General features: G+C 49.5%; 14 protein-coding genes and 1 pseudogene. 13 read left to right on the forward strand and 2 right to left on the reverse strand.

Annotated features, from left to right (window positions below):
- Positions 1-81 precede the first annotated feature (81 nt).
- Both glnD and map read right to left on the reverse strand, forming a co-directional pair.
- Complete coding sequence (gene glnD, locus MPL1_RS01310; protein ID WP_009725327.1) at positions 82-2,715, reverse strand: [protein-PII] uridylyltransferase; 2,634 nt, start codon at positions 2,713-2,715, stop codon at positions 82-84.
- Positions 2,716-3,498 (reverse strand): annotated as a pseudogene (gene map, locus MPL1_RS01315) (type I methionyl aminopeptidase); the annotation flags it as partial.
- Positions 3,499-3,759: 261 nt separating this feature from the next.
- On the opposite strand from map, the gene rpsB reads away from it, so the two are divergent.
- The 13 genes from rpsB to lpxA all read left to right on the forward strand — a co-directional run bounded on the left by rpsB (position 3,760) and on the right by lpxA (position 16,130).
- Complete coding sequence (gene rpsB / locus MPL1_RS01320) at positions 3,760-4,509, forward strand: 30S ribosomal protein S2 (protein ID WP_009725329.1); 750 nt, start codon at positions 3,760-3,762, stop codon at positions 4,507-4,509.
- 107 nt (positions 4,510-4,616) lie between these two features.
- Positions 4,617-5,501, forward strand: coding sequence for a translation elongation factor Ts (gene tsf, locus MPL1_RS01325; RefSeq protein WP_009725330.1), 885 nt, complete (start codon positions 4,617-4,619; stop codon positions 5,499-5,501).
- A gap of 3 nt (positions 5,502-5,504) precedes the next feature.
- Entirely contained in the window at positions 5,505-6,236 is a 732-nt protein-coding gene (gene pyrH / locus MPL1_RS01330) for a UMP kinase (protein ID WP_009725331.1), read from the forward strand.
- A gap of 2 nt (positions 6,237-6,238) precedes the next feature.
- Positions 6,239-6,796 carry a ribosome recycling factor gene (gene frr / locus MPL1_RS01335; protein WP_009725332.1) on the forward strand — a complete coding sequence of 186 codons (558 nt, stop codon included), beginning with the start codon at positions 6,239-6,241 and terminating at the stop codon, positions 6,794-6,796.
- Between the two features lie 27 nt (positions 6,797-6,823).
- Complete coding sequence (locus MPL1_RS01340; RefSeq protein WP_009725333.1) at positions 6,824-7,567, forward strand: isoprenyl transferase; 744 nt, start codon at positions 6,824-6,826, stop codon at positions 7,565-7,567.
- Positions 7,560-8,384: a phosphatidate cytidylyltransferase gene (locus MPL1_RS01345; RefSeq protein WP_009725334.1), complete on the forward strand. Its 825-nt coding sequence runs from the start codon at positions 7,560-7,562 to the stop codon at positions 8,382-8,384. The genes MPL1_RS01340 and MPL1_RS01345 overlap by 8 nt, the downstream gene beginning before the upstream one ends.
- A 2-nt stretch (positions 8,385-8,386) precedes the next feature.
- Positions 8,387-9,580 carry a 1-deoxy-D-xylulose-5-phosphate reductoisomerase gene (ispC, locus tag MPL1_RS01350; RefSeq protein WP_009725335.1) on the forward strand — a complete coding sequence of 398 codons (1,194 nt, stop codon included), beginning with the start codon at positions 8,387-8,389 and terminating at the stop codon, positions 9,578-9,580.
- Positions 9,568-10,905 carry an RIP metalloprotease RseP gene (gene rseP / locus MPL1_RS01355; RefSeq protein ID WP_009725336.1) on the forward strand — a complete coding sequence of 446 codons (1,338 nt, stop codon included), beginning with the start codon at positions 9,568-9,570 and terminating at the stop codon, positions 10,903-10,905. The genes ispC and rseP overlap by 13 nt, the downstream gene beginning before the upstream one ends.
- A gap of 58 nt (positions 10,906-10,963) precedes the next feature.
- Complete coding sequence (gene bamA, locus MPL1_RS01360) at positions 10,964-13,264, forward strand: outer membrane protein assembly factor BamA (protein ID WP_009725337.1); 2,301 nt, start codon at positions 10,964-10,966, stop codon at positions 13,262-13,264.
- A gap of 21 nt (positions 13,265-13,285) precedes the next feature.
- On the forward strand, positions 13,286-13,798 hold the full coding sequence (locus MPL1_RS01365) for an OmpH family outer membrane protein (RefSeq protein WP_009725338.1): 513 nt from the start codon (positions 13,286-13,288) through the stop codon (positions 13,796-13,798).
- Between the two features lie 9 nt (positions 13,799-13,807).
- On the forward strand, positions 13,808-14,830 hold the full coding sequence (lpxD, locus tag MPL1_RS01370) for a UDP-3-O-(3-hydroxymyristoyl)glucosamine N-acyltransferase (protein WP_009725339.1): 1,023 nt from the start codon (positions 13,808-13,810) through the stop codon (positions 14,828-14,830).
- 83 nt (positions 14,831-14,913) lie between these two features.
- On the forward strand, positions 14,914-15,363 hold the full coding sequence (fabZ, locus tag MPL1_RS01375) for a 3-hydroxyacyl-ACP dehydratase FabZ (RefSeq protein ID WP_009725340.1): 450 nt from the start codon (positions 14,914-14,916) through the stop codon (positions 15,361-15,363).
- Positions 15,360-16,130 carry an acyl-ACP--UDP-N-acetylglucosamine O-acyltransferase gene (lpxA, locus tag MPL1_RS01380; protein WP_009725341.1) on the forward strand — a complete coding sequence of 257 codons (771 nt, stop codon included), beginning with the start codon at positions 15,360-15,362 and terminating at the stop codon, positions 16,128-16,130. Before fabZ ends, lpxA begins: the two co-directional genes overlap by 4 nt.
- The last annotated feature ends 23 nt before the right edge of the window (positions 16,131-16,153 follow it).

Below are 16,153 nucleotides of genomic sequence, written 5' to 3' on the forward strand. Positions count from 1 at the left end.
TTGGCTTGAGTTACCGATTAAGGATAAGTCTCAAGCATTTCTGGCCAAACTTCAAGCGCTTATGCACACGGCGTTTTGCGTTTAGAAACTGATTGAGGTTGCTGATGACTCAGGTTTGGCCGATAACTGTTGGGTGAGTTTAGTTTTCAGGTAGTCCTGTTGCTCGTTAGTCAGGGCTTTACCGTCACTGGTGGTGATGAAAAATACATCTTCCACCTGATCACCTAGCGTAGTCATTTTGGCGTTGATAAGTTGAATATCAAGCGCCAGCAATACTTGCGCGACGGCCGACAGTAATCCAGGACGATCGTGCGTATACAACTCAAGCACTGAGTGGTTCTGCTCTGGATTATCAGCCAGTTTGATCACAGGCTCCGTGCGAAACAGCTGACTGGTTCTGGGAATTCGTTGAGGTTGATAGCCAGGGTGCGGAGAATTGTCGGCAAGTTGTTTGAGCAAAGCGTTACTGATGTCTTGCATGCGCTGCGCCGGAGCATGAATGACAAAGGTATTCAAGGCATTACCATCCCGAGTGGTGTTGATCTTTGCATCGAGGATGTTGATTTGTAATTGCTCAAGGCAGGCGGTCATGTCAGCGAACAGTCCGCGTCGGTCGGCACTGAAAATAAATAACTCCAGAGTATCAGTTGTGCCATGCGGCCGGATTGCAACCAGTGTGGACGAGTCGGGTTGTGCCAGTCGTTGACTGGTTTGCCAGACAATTTCATCCACAGAATGGCGAAGAAAATAATCCAGACTGTAGGGTTGCCATAGCTGGCTGAGTTGTGCCTGGGCACACCCGGCATCAACCAGCTCTTGCATTGCTTGCTGGTATTTTTTGTAACTTTTCTCCCGGGTGCTTTTGGCTTGTGCTTCCGTGTGTTCCAGCCATTGGCGTGTGCTGTGGTAGAGGCGTTTTAGCAAGGAGTCACGCCAACTGTTCCAGAGATTGTTATTGGTAGCGCGAATATCGGCAACGGTCAGCAGGTAGAGATAGTTAAGTCGCTCGGTTGTTTGAACTAGCTCTGCGAAGGCTTTGACAACTTCAGGATCTTCGATGTCCTGACGTTGCGCCGTTGAAGACATGGCTAGATGGTGACGCACCAGAAAACTGACAATCGCTGTGTCATAGTCACTCAGGCCATGTCGTTTGCAGAACTGTTGGGCATCGGTGACTCCCAGCACGCTGTGATCGCCGCCACGGCCTTTAGCAATATCGTGGTAAATGCCGGCAATGTAGAGCAGTTCGGGTTTCGGAAGTTGATAGAACACTTCACTGCACAGTGGAAATTCGTTACTCAGATCCGGGATTGAGAAGCGACGCAGATTTCGCACCAGAAACAGAGTGTGTTCGTCGACGGTGTAGGCATGAAACAAGTCATGCTGCATTTGGCCAACGATGCGACCAAACTCCGGCAGATAGGCGCCGAGCACGCCGAGTTGGTTCATACGACGAAACTCATGACTCACCCCGTTGGGTTGCCGCACCAGTTCCATAAACAGGCTTCGATTCTTGATATCTTCTCTGAAGCGAGCATCAATGAGATGCAAATGCGCATGTATCTGGCGAATGGTAGCGGCTCGAATCCCCTTCAACTCAGGGTGCTGTTGCAGAATCAGGAACACCTCAAGCAATGCGTAAGGGTAATAGGCAAAAATACCGGCATTGATGGTTTCGAGGTAACCATTGTGAGCCTGAAAACGGCGATTGATCGTGGAGATTTGTCGAGCTTCATTTGCCAGAATGATGTTTTCTTCAAATAGCTGCAGTAACAGCGCGTTCATCTGGCCGACCGCTCTGGCGCAGAGGTAGTAGTCCTTCATGAAGTGTTCAACAGCGCGACGGTTTTCAGTTTCGGTGTAGCCGAGCAACCTTGACAGCTCGCGCTGATAATCGATCATCAGCTTTTCCTGTTTGCGGCCAGCAAGATGATGTAGAGCAAAACGCACTTTCCACAGAAAGAGCTGAGCGTTATGCAATGCATCAAACTCGCTTTGAGCGAGGAAGCCTTTTTGTCTCAGCCCCTCCAGATCCTTAACCCCAAAGTGTTGCTGGGCGACCCATTGAATGACCTGAATATCCCTGAGACCACCTGGAGATTCCTTGATATTCGGTTCAAGATTATTGGCGGTATCGTTGTACTTCTGATGTCGTTGCCACTGCTCTTGGCGTTTGCGTTCAAAAAATAGCTGGGTATCCCATGTTTTGTTGGAAACGGTGAGCTGTAACAAGTCCTGGAATAATGCCTGATCACCACACAGGTAACGAGTTTCGAGCAGGTTGGTGGCGATGGTGATATCCAGCTCGGCCTGATGGCGACATTCGGCCAGGGTTCTCACACTGTGGCCAATTTCCAGGCCGGTGTCCCAGAGTTGGGTTAGAAAGGATGACAAGCCTTCTGGCGGTTGCTCACTGACACTCTCATCGAGCAGGATGAGCAGGTCGATATCTGACCACGGCAACAATTCATGACGACCATATCCGCCAACTGCTATCAGCGTAACGGGCAACGTTGAGTCGATATTGTCTTGCCATATTTTCTCCAACACTTCGTCAACGTAGTCAGCTTGCAGCCGAACCAGCGTTGCAATATCAGCTTGTTGCTCAAAAAACATGGTTTTAAGTGACTGTTGCGCCACTTTCAACAGTGAACGATAACTCTGTGTTTCTTCAGTACGAAAATGCCAGATAGAGTCAGCCGTGTCTGTGCTCATTTAATCTTGTTCTTCCTGCCTCAGAGTTAAAATTTCAAAACCATCATCAGTCACCAGCACAGTGTGCTCCCATTGGGCAGATAGTGAACGATCCTTGGTGACTACGGTCCAGCCGTCAGGGAGTTGTCTGACATGTCGTTTACCAGCGTTGATCATGGGTTCGATGGTAAAGGTCATGCCTGCCCTCAGCTCCATGCCTGTGCCTGGTGTGCCGTAGTGCAAGACTTGTGGTTCTTCGTGAAAGACCTTGCCGATGCCATGGCCACAGTATTCTCTGACCACTGAAAAGTTTTCTTTTTCAGCATGTTGTTGAATAGCGTGACCAATATCGCCGAGGCGAACACCGGGCTTGACCATTTCGATGCCCAGCATCATTGCTTCATGGGCGACTTTACATAGTCTCTTGGCCAGAATAGAAGTTTCACCGATGTGAAACATTTTACTGGTATCGCCGTGGTAGCCATCTTTGATCACTGTGATGTCGATATTGATGATATCGCCATCTTTGAGTTTTTTGTCTCCAGGGATGCCATGACAGATGACGTGGTTGACGGAGGTGCAAATCGACTTTGGAAAACCGTGATAGTTGAGTGGTGCTGGAATGGCATCTTGTACGTTCACGATGTATTCGTGACAGATCTGATTCAGCTCGTCAGTGGTGATTCCTGCTTTGACATGAGGACCGATCATGGTAAGCACCTCGGCAGCCAGCTTGCCTGCGGTGCGCATTTTTTCTATTTCATCGGCAGATTTGATGGTAACAGCCATTCGAGATTCTGATTCCTGGGAGTGGGTTGTTGTATAGTCAGCGGATAGTGTGCCGTAATTCCCGTGCTATCTCCAGTCAGCAATCCCATATTTACGCAATTGAATCGGCAGCTTTGTTTTGTCTGGCTTTTGTGGAATAATATGCGCGCCTTTAACACAGGCAAAAACACACGTGTGCCGACACAGTTGCCGGGGTGCTCTCAGTCATTGACTGCAGGGTCGGGAGCTGGGGTACACGGAGGCTAAACCCCAACTTAATTACACAGGTAAATAACCATGGCTAAAGTTTCTATGCGCCAAATGCTTGAAGCAGGCGTACATTTCGGTCACCAAACTCGTTACTGGAACCCAAAAATGGGTCCTTTCATTTTTGGCAAGCGTAACAACATCCATATCGTCAATCTTGAACACAGCCTGCCAATGTTCAACGACGCACTCAATTTCGTCAGCAAACTTGCTTCCAAAAAGGGTCGCATTCTGTTTGTAGGCACTAAAAGAGCGGCTCAAGATGCGATTCGTGAAGATGCAGAACGCGCAGGTATGCCATACGTCAACCGTCGCTGGTTGGGTGGCATGCTGACTAACTTTCAAACTGTCCGTCAGTCAATTAAGCGTCTTGAAGCTATTCAGACCATGATCGATTCTGGCAAGACTGAAGGTTTGAAGAAAAAAGAAATTCTCAACCTGACTCGTGAGCAGGAAAAACTCGAAAAAAGTATTGGCGGTATCAAGAAGATGGGTGGTCTGCCAGATGCATTGTTTGTGATCGATGTTGACCACGAGCGTATTGCTATCCAGGAAGCCAACAAGCTGGGCATTCCAGTCATTGCAATAGTTGATACCAACAGCAATCCTGACGGTGTTGACTATGTCATTCCTGGTAATGACGACTCAATGCGTGCAATTCGTTTGTACACCGCGCACATTGCAGACGCCATCATCGAAGGTCGTGCTTCAGTGACCACTGGTGATGCAGGCGAAGAGTTTGTTGAAGTTGCCGAAGAAACTGCGGCAGCGGCTGAATAACAACAGAACTTGAACGTACAGGCTCGCTGCTTTGGCGGGCCTGTGTCGTATGTGTAGCAGGTAAATTGCTGCACTGACTGGTAAATTTCAGAATACAGGGTAAAAAAATGGCAATTACTGCAGCTTTAGTGAAAGAACTGCGCGAGCGTACCGGCTCCGGCATGATGGAATGCAAAAAAGCGTTGGTTGAGGCAAATGGTGACATCGACGCAGCAATCGAAGCAATGCGTAAAGCGGGTCTGGCAAAAGCAGACAAAAAAGCTGACCGCGTCGCAGCCGAGGGTGTTATCGCTATCGAAAGCAATGACAGCAACACCGCAGCTGTCATGCTTGAGGTTAACTCAGAAACCGACTTTGTCGCCAAGGCTGACGACTTTGTAAATTTCGTCGCGCAACTTGCAAAAAAAGTCCTCGAAGCCAAGCCTGCTGATCTGGCAGCCTTGCTTGCACTGCCGCTGAACAGCAACGGTGATACTGTGGATTCGGTTCGTCAGTCACTGATCGCTAAAATTGGTGAAAACATCCAGGTGCGTCGCTTTGTCCTGCTCGAAGCAGACAACGGCATTATCGGTACCTACCGTCACGGTGACCGTATCGGCACTATGGTCAAACTGACTGGCAATGATCTGGATCTGGCACGTGATTTGGCTATGCATGTTGCTGCCAGCCGTCCACAAGCGATTTCTGCGGATCAAATTTCAGAAGACCTGCTGGCTAAAGAGCGTGATATTGTGGCCACACAAGCACGTGACAGTGGCAAACCAGAAGCAATCGTTGAAAAAATGATCGAAGGCCGCATGAGCAAGTTTGTCAACGAAATCAGTTTGCTCGGTCAGGCATTTGTCAAAGACCCAGACATCACTGTTGAAAAACTGGTCAAGCAAGCCAATGCAAGCGTTGAAACATTTGAATGTTTCGAAGTGGGTGAAGGTATCGAGAAGAAAGTCGATAACTTTGCTGAAGAGGTTATGGCTCAGGCACGGGGTAACTAAAAGATGACAGAGGCGGGTGGTAAACCGGTTTACAAGCGTGTACTGCTGAAACTTAGTGGTGAAGCGCTTATGGGGGATGCGGAATACGGTATCCAGCCGGAAGTCATCGCCCGCTTTGCAAAAGAAATATCCGAGCTCAACGCTCAAGGTGTTGAGCTCGGTATTGTCATCGGTGGTGGTAATATTTTTCGTGGTGCAGGCTTGGCCGCCAGTGGTATGGACCGTGTCAGTGCCGATCACATGGGCATGCTGGCCACTGTGTTGAATGCACTTGCGCTTCAAGATGCGCTGGAACGTAATGGCACCTTCTGTCGTGTGATGTCTGCCATTCGCATTCATGAAGTCTGTGAGGATTACCTGAGACGTCGTGCAATACGACATCTTGAAAAAGGTCGAGTGGTGATTTTTGCTGCCGGCACAGGCAATCCATTCTTCACAACCGATTCTGCGGCAAGTCTCAGAGCGGTTGAGATAGGTGCTGAGCTAATGCTCAAGGCAACACAGGTTGATGGTGTCTATGATTCAGACCCACGCAAGAATCCAGATGCCAAACGCTATGAGACTCTGAGTTACGATGAGGTGATCAATAATCGCCTTGCGGTCATGGATACCACCGCAGTCGTGATGTGTCAGGAACAAAAGATGCCGCTTCGCGTGTTTGATGTGCATCAACCTGGCAATCTGACAGGGATTATTTACGGCAAGAATGTCGGTACTTTGGTGAAACAGGACTGATCATGATTGAAGATATCAAAAAAGACGCAGCGGATCGGATGCAAAAGAGTGTCGCTGCCTTGAACACGGCGCTGGCAAAGATTCGTGCGGGTCGTGCACACACCAGTTTGCTGGATCATGTCACAGTGCCTTACTATGGTTCAGATGTGCCTCTGAGCCAGGTGGCCAGTGTTGGTATTGAAGATTCCAGAACGATCACGGTCACACCCTGGGAAAAAAACATGGTTGCCGTCATTGAAAAGGCCATCATGACTTCCGATTTGGGCGTTAACCCCAATAGTGCCGGTATGACCATTCGTATTCCGATTCCGCCTCTGACTGAGGAACGTCGTCGTGATTTGGTCAAAGTGGCTAAATCTGAAGCAGAAAATGCACGGGTCGCTGTGCGTAATATCCGCCGCGATGCCAACGGCAGCCTGAAAGATTTGCTCAAGGAAAAAGAAATCTCCGAAGACGAGCAACGCGGCGCAGAGGATGCAATTCAGAAGCTGACTGACGCTGTGATTAAACAAATTGACGAAGTGCTTGCTGAAAAAGAAACGGATTTGATGGCGGTCTAGTTGACTTCTCATCGTTCAGCCAAGCCGATGAAGGAGCAATCGCGCCCAATTCCCTCGCATATCGCCATTATCATGGATGGCAATGGCCGCTGGGCAAAAAAAAGATTACAGCCCCGTTTTATGGGGCATCGAGCTGGCGTCAGATCAGTCGAGAGTATTGTCAGGCACTGCGTGGCATCCGGTGTCAAAGTGCTCAGCCTGTTTGCCTTCAGTAGTGAAAACTGGCGTCGTCCTGGCAAAGAAGTTGAGTTGTTGATGGATTTGTTCAGCAGGGCACTGACAGAGCAGGTCAAACGACTTCACGATAACAACATCAAGCTGCAAATCATCGGCAACACCGCCCAATTTTCCAGCACACTCCAAAAACAAATCCACGATGCGCAGGCCATGACAGCCAACAACACTGGCCTGGTGTTGAATATTGCTGCCAACTACGGCGGACGGTGGGATATCACTGAGGCCGTCAAACGGCTGTCGCAACAAGTTCTGCTCGGTGAGATATCAATCGAAGACATTACCGAAAAGCGGGTAGAGCAACAACTTAGTACCGCGCAACTTCCCGAGCCTGATCTATTTATTCGAACCGGTGGCGAACAGCGCATTAGTAATTTTTTACTGTGGCAGCTTGCCTATACCGAGCTGTACTTTACCGAGACCTTGTGGCCTGAGTTTTCAGTTAAAGAACTGGACCTGGCAATAGACTCATTTGGCAAAAGAGAACGCCGTTTTGGCAGAACGTCAGAACAGGTACAGGAGCAATCAGATGCTTAAGCAACGCTTACTGACAGCAGCGGTGCTGATCCCCCTGGTCGTGTTGGCGATTTTGAAATTACCCACGATTGCGCTGATGGCCCTGCTTGCGGTGATTGTGATGCTGACAGCATGGGAGTGGCTGCAGATCGTTGGTTTTCAATCAGTGTTTGCCAAGGTGCTGGCGATGGTTGTCTGGCTGATTATTGCGGCCTTTCAAAGTTCATTATTCTTCCCTATTGAACCGGGATTGATTGCTGGAGGCGTGCTCTGGCTGGCCTTAACCCTGCTTGTGGTGCTTTGTGCTCACAAACCTTTGCCAAAGCTTGGTCAGCAATTATTTGCCAGCCGATGGTTCGGTCTTGTAATGGCTTGGCTGGTGCTCGCTGTATTCTTTTACTCAGCAGTCTGGCTGCATGGTCGTCATGGTGGCGAATGGTTGTTACTGCATGTATTGGTACTAGTCTGGCTTGCCGATACCGGTGGTTACTTTGCCGGCAAGCGTTGGGGCAAACGTAAACTGGCCACACACATTAGTCCCAACAAAACCTGGGAAGGGGTTGCGGGTGCGCTGGTGCTGGTCAGTCTATGGTCATTTGCTGCCTGGCAGTTTGGTTTGAATGATGGCATTAGCTTATTACATTGGTGGCTGCTGGCAGTGATGACCGCATTGTTTTCTATCGCTGGTGATTTGTTCGAGAGCTTGTTCAAACGTGCTCATGCAATCAAGGACAGCGGTCAGTTACTACCGGGGCATGGTGGGCTGTGGGACCGCCTGGATAGTCTGCTGGCTGCGGTGCCCGTATTTGCCGCAATGCTGGTGTTATTGGGATTGTAAAGATGCGTCGAGCTGTCACGATTTTGGGATCAACCGGTTCCATTGGCCTGAGTACGCTCGATGTGCTGTCACGCCACCCCGAGCAATATGAAGTGTATGCACTTGCTGCCAACCGTTCGGTTGATAGCCTGTTCAAACAATGCCTGACCTTTGAGCCGCGATATGCCGTACTGCTCGATAATGAGGCAGCGGAGCAACTGCAAGCTGCGGTAAAACAGGCCGGATTAGCCACAGAAGTATTGTCTGGTGAGGCCGCACTGGAACAGGTTGCTGCCGATAGTGCCGTAGATACCGTGGTTGCTGCGATTGTCGGAGCGGCAGGTTTGTTGCCAACACTGGCGGCCGCGCGCGCGGGCAAACGCATTTTGCTGGCAAACAAAGAAGCGCTGGTAATGAGCGGTGCTTTGTTCATGCATGAGGTCGAGCAGCACGGTGCGATATTGTTGCCTGTCGACAGTGAACATAATGCGATATGGCAATGCATGCCAGTGGCAGAAACTCAGCGTTATCACTTTGCTGACAAGGGTATCCGGCGGATCATCCTCACCGCATCGGGCGGACCCTTCCGTGATAGTGATTTGTCAGAACTGGAACACATGACACCTGCCCAGGCGGTCGCTCACCCCAACTGGTCAATGGGACAAAAAATTTCTGTAGATTCCGCCACCATGATGAACAAGGGGCTGGAAGTCATCGAAGCTCATTGGTTATTTGGCCTGCCAAGTGCACAGATAGAAGTGATCCTGCATCGACAAAGCATTATCCACTCCATGGTGGATTACGACGATGGCTCGGTGCTTGCCCAGATGGGCAACCCTGATATGCGTACACCAATCGCCAATACGCTGGCTTGGCCTGAACGAATTGACTCGGGAGTCGAGCCACTGGATCTGGTCAAGGCGGGGCAGCTTGATTTCATGGCGGCTGACTTTGAGAGATTTCCTTGTCTGGCGCTGGCCTATCGCGCACTGGAGATTGGCGGCACCGCGACGGCGATTCTGAATGCGGCCAATGAAATTGCTGTTGAGGCCTTCTTACAGGAAAAAATAAAATTCACGCAAATCGCGGTGATTATTGAATCCGTGATGAATGAATTGCCAGTCTCAAAGGCGGATAATCTGACACAAATACTGGCAGACGATGCCGCTGCCAGAGTGCTGGCTACTGATTATGTGAATCGATTATGCAGTCGTTGATTTTTTTCATTATCGCGCTGGGTATTTTGGTCACTGTCCATGAGTTTGGCCATTTCTGGGTGGCACGACGCTGTGGCGTCAAAGTGCTGCGATTTTCAGTAGGATTTGGTCGACCGCTCTGGCGCAGAGTTGGCAAGGACGGAACAGAGTATGTGATCGCAGTATTACCTCTCGGTGGCTATGTGAAAATGCTCGATGAACGCGAAGGTACGGTGCCTGAAGACCTGCTGCATCAGTCATTCAACCGCCAGTCGCTGGCGAATCGTGTTGCGATTGTTTCGGCAGGGCCTCTGGCAAACTTGATTTTTGCGGTATTTGCCTACTGGCTGATGATGGTGATTGGCATTCCAGGCCTCAAAGCTGTCGTCGGTGAAGTCACAGAAGGCAGCCCCGCCTATTATGCCTCGTTTAATCCAGGCGATGAAATTGTCAGCATCAATGGCAAGCCAGCACCCACCTGGAATGCGGTCTATCAGCGTCTATTGCCAGAGGCAGAAAAGGCGTCAACCGTTAGCGTCGAGGTGAAATCCGGTGGCAGCAGTGAACAACGACAACTGAACCTGCCCGAGATATCTCTGAACGAAGCAGCAGAATTATTTCAACGAGTAGGTTTTAGACCTTATCGGCCAGCCATGGATCCTGTTATCGGCGAAGTGGTGTCTGGTGGTGCAGCTGATCGCGCAGGCATCCGAGCGGGTGACCGTCTGTTATCAGCGAATGATCAGATTCTGGAAGGGTGGGAAGACTGGGTCAGGCTAATACGTGATAGTGCAAATTCTGATTTGCAGATTGTGCTTGAGAGGAATGGGCAGACGTTTGAATTGCAGATGACGCCCGCTGAGTCAGCAGAGGGGTATGGGCTTGCTGGTATTGCGATTGATCCACAACAACAGAGATTGCCGGACGAGCTGGTAACTGAGTTGCGATATGGGCCGTTGGCGGCGATTCCCGCTGCTTTTGCCCAAACCTGGCAGTTTATTTCTGCAACAGGCCGCAGCCTGTGGGGCATGGTCACAGGCTCAGTCTCACGTGATAATCTGGGTGGTCCGATTACTATCGCTCAATATGCCGGAAGTTCTGCTCAACAAGGGACTATAGCTTTTATCGGTTTTCTGGCTATGATCAGCATCAGTCTGGGCATACTCAATCTGCTGCCTATTCCTGTGCTTGATGGGGGACACTTGATGATGTATCTGATCGAGTGGCTAAGGGGGAAGCCCTTGTCTGAACAGGCTCAGATTCAAGCCCATAAAGTAGGCCTGATGATACTGTTGATGCTGATGTTTCTTGCGTTTTTTAATGACTTGTCGAGACTGTTTGGATAATGGAACTATTGCAGGTAAACTTACCCTTTCGTCGGCCCACTGAGTTGCAAGTATAACAATGAAAAAACTTCTCCCATTTCTGGCTTTTTGGTTGCTGTCTTCAGTTGCGTTAGCTGAACCATTCATTATTCAAGACATCAGGGTCGAGGGCTTGCAACGTATTTCAGCAGGTACTGTGTTTAACTATCTTCCGGTCAGAGTGGGCGACGAGCTGACCGAAAATGATGCGCGAGGCATCATTCGTTCTCTTTTCAAATCCAAATACTTCAGCGATGTCCAGCTGGAACGTCAGGACGGTATCTTGGTGATCAAGGTGGCAGAGCGACCAGCCATTTCCAGTATTGAATTCGTGGGTAACAAGGATATCGACAGCAATGAACTGCTTCGTTCACTGCGCCAGATTGGTTTTGCCGAAGGCCAGGTGTTCGAACAAGCAATGCTGGAACGCGTTGAACTGGAATTGCAAAGACAGTATTTCAGCCGCGGTAAATATGGTGTGCAGATTGACTCACAGGTCACCCCGTTAACCCGAAATCGGGTGGGTGTTCGTATCACCATGACCGAGGGCGCGGTTGCCACCATTGGCAGTATTAATATTGTTGGTAATTCTGCGTTTACTCAAAAAGAACTGCTTGATCAAATCGAATCCACCACGGGTGGCTGGTTTTCACGCATCACGCGTGACAACCAATACTCTCGTCAGAGATTGTCAGCCGATCTCGAAACACTTCGCTCGTTTTACCTGGACCGGGGGTTTGTAGATTTTTCCATTGAGTCAACACAAGTCACCATTAGTGATGACAAGAAACAGATTTTCATCACCATTAACATCACAGAAGGTGAGCGTTACAGAATTAACGAAGTTCGCCTTGCCGGGCACTTAATCGTTCCGGAAGAGGAATTGTTTGGCTTGATGACTATTCGGCAGGATGCGGTGTTTTCACTGCGTGAAATTACCCGCAGCACCGAAAACCTGACAAACCGCCTCGGTAACGATGGATACGCTTTTGCTAACGTCAATGCTGTTCCTGAAGTCGATCAGGAAAATCGTGAAGTTAATCTGACGTTTTTTGTGGATCCAGGTCGTCGCGCTTATGTCCGTCGTATTAATATCACAGGTAACAGCAAAACCCGTGACGAAGTAGTGCGTCAGGAAATGCGCCAACAGGAATCTGCCTGGATTTCGACACAACAGGTTGAGCGTTCCAGAGCGCGTGTAGCGCGTCTTGGCTATTTTGAGGACGTCAACGTCGAAACAGTACCTGTCGCCGGTACTTCCGATCAGGTTGATCTGGATGTCAGTGTTTCCGAAATGGCTTCTGGTAGCCTGTCTGCAGGTATTGGTTATTCTCAGGCTGAAGGCATTATCTTCAACGCTAATGTTTCTCAGCGTAACTTTCTGGGAAGTGGTAAACACATCCGCTTTGGTTTTAATAACAGCCGAGTCAACACTCAGTACAGTTTTGGTTATACCAATCCTTACGCAACGGTTGACGGTATCAGCCAAGGCTTCAATGCGTTTTACCGTAAAACAGATGCTTTCGAAGCTAACCTTGCTCGTTTCACCACGGATACCTTTGGTGGTGACGTGAACTTTGGCCTGCCGATTTCAGAGACAAACCGTATCTTTGTCGGCTTCGGTTACGAGAACACGGATGTGTCGTTACCAAGTCAGGCGAGCGGCAACCGTATCCAGCGCTACCAGGACTTCATTGATAAAGAAGGCAGCCGTTTTCATTCGTGGCTGGTGACCTTGGGTTGGTCAAGTGACACCCGTGATAGTGCTATCATGCCGACACGTGGTTTGGAGCAGACCTTTACTGCAGAATTGGCAACGCCAATCGGCTCACTGGAATACTACAAGCTGCGTTATAACACCAGCTGGTTCTATCCGCTCTCTGATACATACACGTTCTCTTTGAGGGGTGAGTTGGGTTACGGCGATGCCTATGGCAGCACCGATGAATTCCCGTTCTTCCAGAATTTCTATGCGGGTGGTATCCGAAGTGTTCGTGGTTTCCGGGCAAACACACTGGGTCGCAGGGTGTTTGATGATCGTGGCAATGATTTGCCGATTGGCGGTAATATGCTGGTAACAGGCAGTGCCGAAGTTATTTTCCCTGTACCTTTTGTTGGCAGTAATCTGCGCTCAGTTCGTCTGAGTGCCTTTACTGATGTGGGTAACGTCTATGACGTTAAAGAAAGTTTCGAAGCCGATTTGCTGAGGTACTCAGCTGGCTTGTCTGCCATCTGGATCTCGCCATTTGGAGCGATGGCATTCAGTGTGGCCAAACCTTTGCGTAAGCAAAGTGGTGATGAAACCGAAGTCTTCCAGTTTACTCTGGGTACAGCGTTCTAAATTGTTTGAGTGGAGCTAAGTGTGAAAAATATTAAAATTATCGGTTTGCTGTTTGCTTTATTTGTTGCCGGAACGCATCCGGTGCATGCGGCCGGTATCAAAGTCGGTGTTGTCAATGCAAGTGTAGTACTGGATCAGTCGCCACAAAAAACTCAGGCATTGGCACGTCTGGAAAGAGAGTTCTCATCGCGTAGTCGCACACTTGAAGACAGACAAAAGTCATTGATGGATGCGCAGCAAAAGCTGAACCGTGATCGTGCGATTCTGAGTTCTGATGAGGTTCAAGCACAGGAAAGAAAGTTGATTTCTGATCAGCGTGAACTGAATCGCATGCAGGATGAGTATGCTGAAGATTTGTCGATTCGCAGAAATGAAGAACTGCGTAAGCTGGAAGAAGAAGTGGCGCAAGCCATTATTGACCTCGCAATCAAGGATTCTTACGACCTGGTGCTGTATCAGGGTGTGATCTTTGCGAGTGAAGCCATTGATATGACCGACAAGGTGCTGGAAGAGCTGAAACGCAAGGCTAACTAAGAGGTTTTGATGAGTTGGACACTTGCCGAACTGGCCAAGCATGTTGATGCTGAAATTCGTGGTGACGCAGATTGCATCATTGATGGTGTGGCGACGCTTTCCAGCGCATCGTCCTCTAAAATAAGCTTCCTTGCCAACAGTAAGTATCGAAAGTTTTTAAGTCACTGTCAGGCAGGTGCTGTGCTGGTGACAGAAGCAGATGCCGCGGCTGTTGAGGGCAATGCACTGGTGGTCAAAGATCCGTATGTTGCCTACGCCAAAATCGCCAGTTTCTTGTTTCCTGCCAAGACTGTAGTGGCAGGTGTTCATCCGACGGCATGGCTGGATCCGCGCAGTCATGTTCATGACAGTGCTCAGATTGGTGCCCATGTTTTTATCGATGCTGACGTTACCATTGCAGAAAACGTTGAGATAGGACCTGGTTGTGTCATTCAGCAAGGTGTCACTATTGGTGCGGGCAGTCGCTTGGTGGCCAATGTCACGCTCTGCCACGGTGTCAGCATTGGCCATCGCGTCATACTGCATCCCGGTGTGGTGATTGGTGCCGATGGCTTTGGTATAGCGAATGATAACGGGCGCTGGATCAACGTACCGCAACTTGGCAGCGTCGAAATTGGCGACGATGTGGAAATCGGTGCCAACACAACCATTGACCGTGGTGCAATTGAAAATACCGTGATCGGACATGGCGTGAAGCTTGATAACCAGATCCAGGTCGGTCACAACTGTCGAATCGGCAACAATACGGTGATCGCGGGCTGCGTTGGGATCGCAGGCAGTACACTGATTGGCGCTGATTGCGCTATTGGTGGTGGTGCTGGACTAGGTGGGCATTTGAGCATCGCTGATGGCGTGCAGCTGACAGGGATGACCATGGTGACAAAATCCATCACAGAAGCGGGTGTCTATTCTTCTGGTATTCCTGCTGAACCGACTAAACAATGGCACAAGAATGTTGTCCGATATCGACAGATGGAATCACTGCACCAGCGTGTCAGAGAACTCGAACAACTGTTGAATAATCAGGACTGACGGCATTTTTCTGCGCTTTACCGCTTCGGCGAGGCACAGTAATATGGCAGCGCTAAACTGAATTCCTATCCAAGGACAAGAGATTGAACACCATCGACATACATGAAATCCAGCGTCTTTTGCCGCACCGCTATCCTTTTTTGCTGATCGATAGAGTGATTGAATTTACTCCTGGTGAGCATCTGGTTGGCATCAAGAATGTGACGTTTAACGAACCACATTTCACAGGTCATTTTCCTCAGCGGGTGATCATGCCGGGTGTTTTGATCCTGGAAGCACTGGCTCAGGCGACCGGCCTTTTGGCATTCAAAACTGCGGACGCGATTCGCTCAGATGAGGCGCTGTACTATCTCGCCGGTATTGATAACGCCCGTTTCAAAAGACCTGTCGAGCCAGGTGATCAGCTCAAGCTGGAAGTCAAATTAATCAAGAATAAACGAAATCTGTGGAAATTCAGCGGTGAAGCCAGTGTTGACGGCGAGGTCGTTGTCAGCGCTGATATCATGTGCGTCAATCAAGAAATGCCAAAGTGATACACCCAACAGCTATTATCGACCCATCTGCGAAACTCGCTGAGGATGTCTCAGTCGGGCCTTACACGATCATCGGTGCCGATGTTGAGATTGGTGCTGGCTGTGAGATCGCCTCACATGTCGTCATAAACGGCCCTACCGTCATTGGCCGTAATAATCGGATTTTTCAGTTTTCGTCGATAGGCGAGGAACCTCAGGACAAGAAATTCCATGGTGAGCCGACGCGACTCGAAATTGGCGACAATAATCTGATTCGCGAGTCAGTGACTATCAATCGAGGCACGGTAGGTGGTGGTGGTGTCACCAAAATCGGTAACGATAACTGGATCATGGCTTATGTACACATCGCCCACGATTGCATCATTGGCAATCAAAATATCTTTGCCAACAATGCCTCTCTGGCAGGGCATGTAACGATTGATGACCAGGTTATTCTGGGCGGTTTCAGTCTGGTCAGTCAGTTCAATCATATTGGTTCACACGCCTTTACAGCGATGAGCAGCGTTATTTCCAGAAACATTCCGCCGTACGTGCTTGTATCTGGTCACATGGCCGAGCCAGTAGGGGTCAATGTCGAAGGATTGCGACGCCGACAGTTCACTGCTGACCAGATTCGCAATATTCGCCAAGCCTACAAGTTAATCTACCGAGCTGGATTGCGGATTGAAGACTCGATCGAAAAGATCGGGCAGTTGGAGCAGGAAGACGGTGAGTTAGATTTGCTCGTACAATTTCTCAAGCAACAAAAGGGCGGCATCATTCGTTGATGCCGTCAGACGATTAAAATTCA

The sequence above is a fragment of the Methylophaga lonarensis MPL genome (assembly GCF_000349205.1).
GTDB classification, from domain to species: domain Bacteria; phylum Pseudomonadota; class Gammaproteobacteria; order Nitrosococcales; family Methylophagaceae; genus Methylophaga; species Methylophaga lonarensis.

Excerpts from the sequence above, each read along its gene's own strand:
- glnD (WP_009725327.1), bottom strand. The coding sequence starts at position 2,715 with ATGAGCACAGACACGGCTGACTCTATCTGGCATTTTCGTACTGAAGAA.
- rpsB (WP_009725329.1), top strand. The coding sequence starts at position 3,760 with ATGGCTAAAGTTTCTATGCGCCAAATGCTTGAAGCAGGCGTACATTTC.
- tsf (WP_009725330.1), top strand. The coding sequence starts at position 4,617 with ATGGCAATTACTGCAGCTTTAGTGAAAGAACTGCGCGAGCGTACCGGC.
- pyrH (WP_009725331.1), top strand. The coding sequence starts at position 5,505 with ATGACAGAGGCGGGTGGTAAACCGGTTTACAAGCGTGTACTGCTGAAA.
- frr (WP_009725332.1), top strand. The coding sequence starts at position 6,239 with ATGATTGAAGATATCAAAAAAGACGCAGCGGATCGGATGCAAAAGAGT.
- MPL1_RS01340 (WP_009725333.1), top strand. The coding sequence starts at position 6,824 with ATGAAGGAGCAATCGCGCCCAATTCCCTCGCATATCGCCATTATCATG.
- MPL1_RS01345 (WP_009725334.1), top strand. The coding sequence starts at position 7,560 with ATGCTTAAGCAACGCTTACTGACAGCAGCGGTGCTGATCCCCCTGGTC.
- ispC (WP_009725335.1), top strand. The coding sequence starts at position 8,387 with ATGCGTCGAGCTGTCACGATTTTGGGATCAACCGGTTCCATTGGCCTG.
- rseP (WP_009725336.1), top strand. The coding sequence starts at position 9,568 with ATGCAGTCGTTGATTTTTTTCATTATCGCGCTGGGTATTTTGGTCACT.
- bamA (WP_009725337.1), top strand. The coding sequence starts at position 10,964 with ATGAAAAAACTTCTCCCATTTCTGGCTTTTTGGTTGCTGTCTTCAGTT.
- lpxD (WP_009725339.1), top strand. The coding sequence starts at position 13,808 with ATGAGTTGGACACTTGCCGAACTGGCCAAGCATGTTGATGCTGAAATT.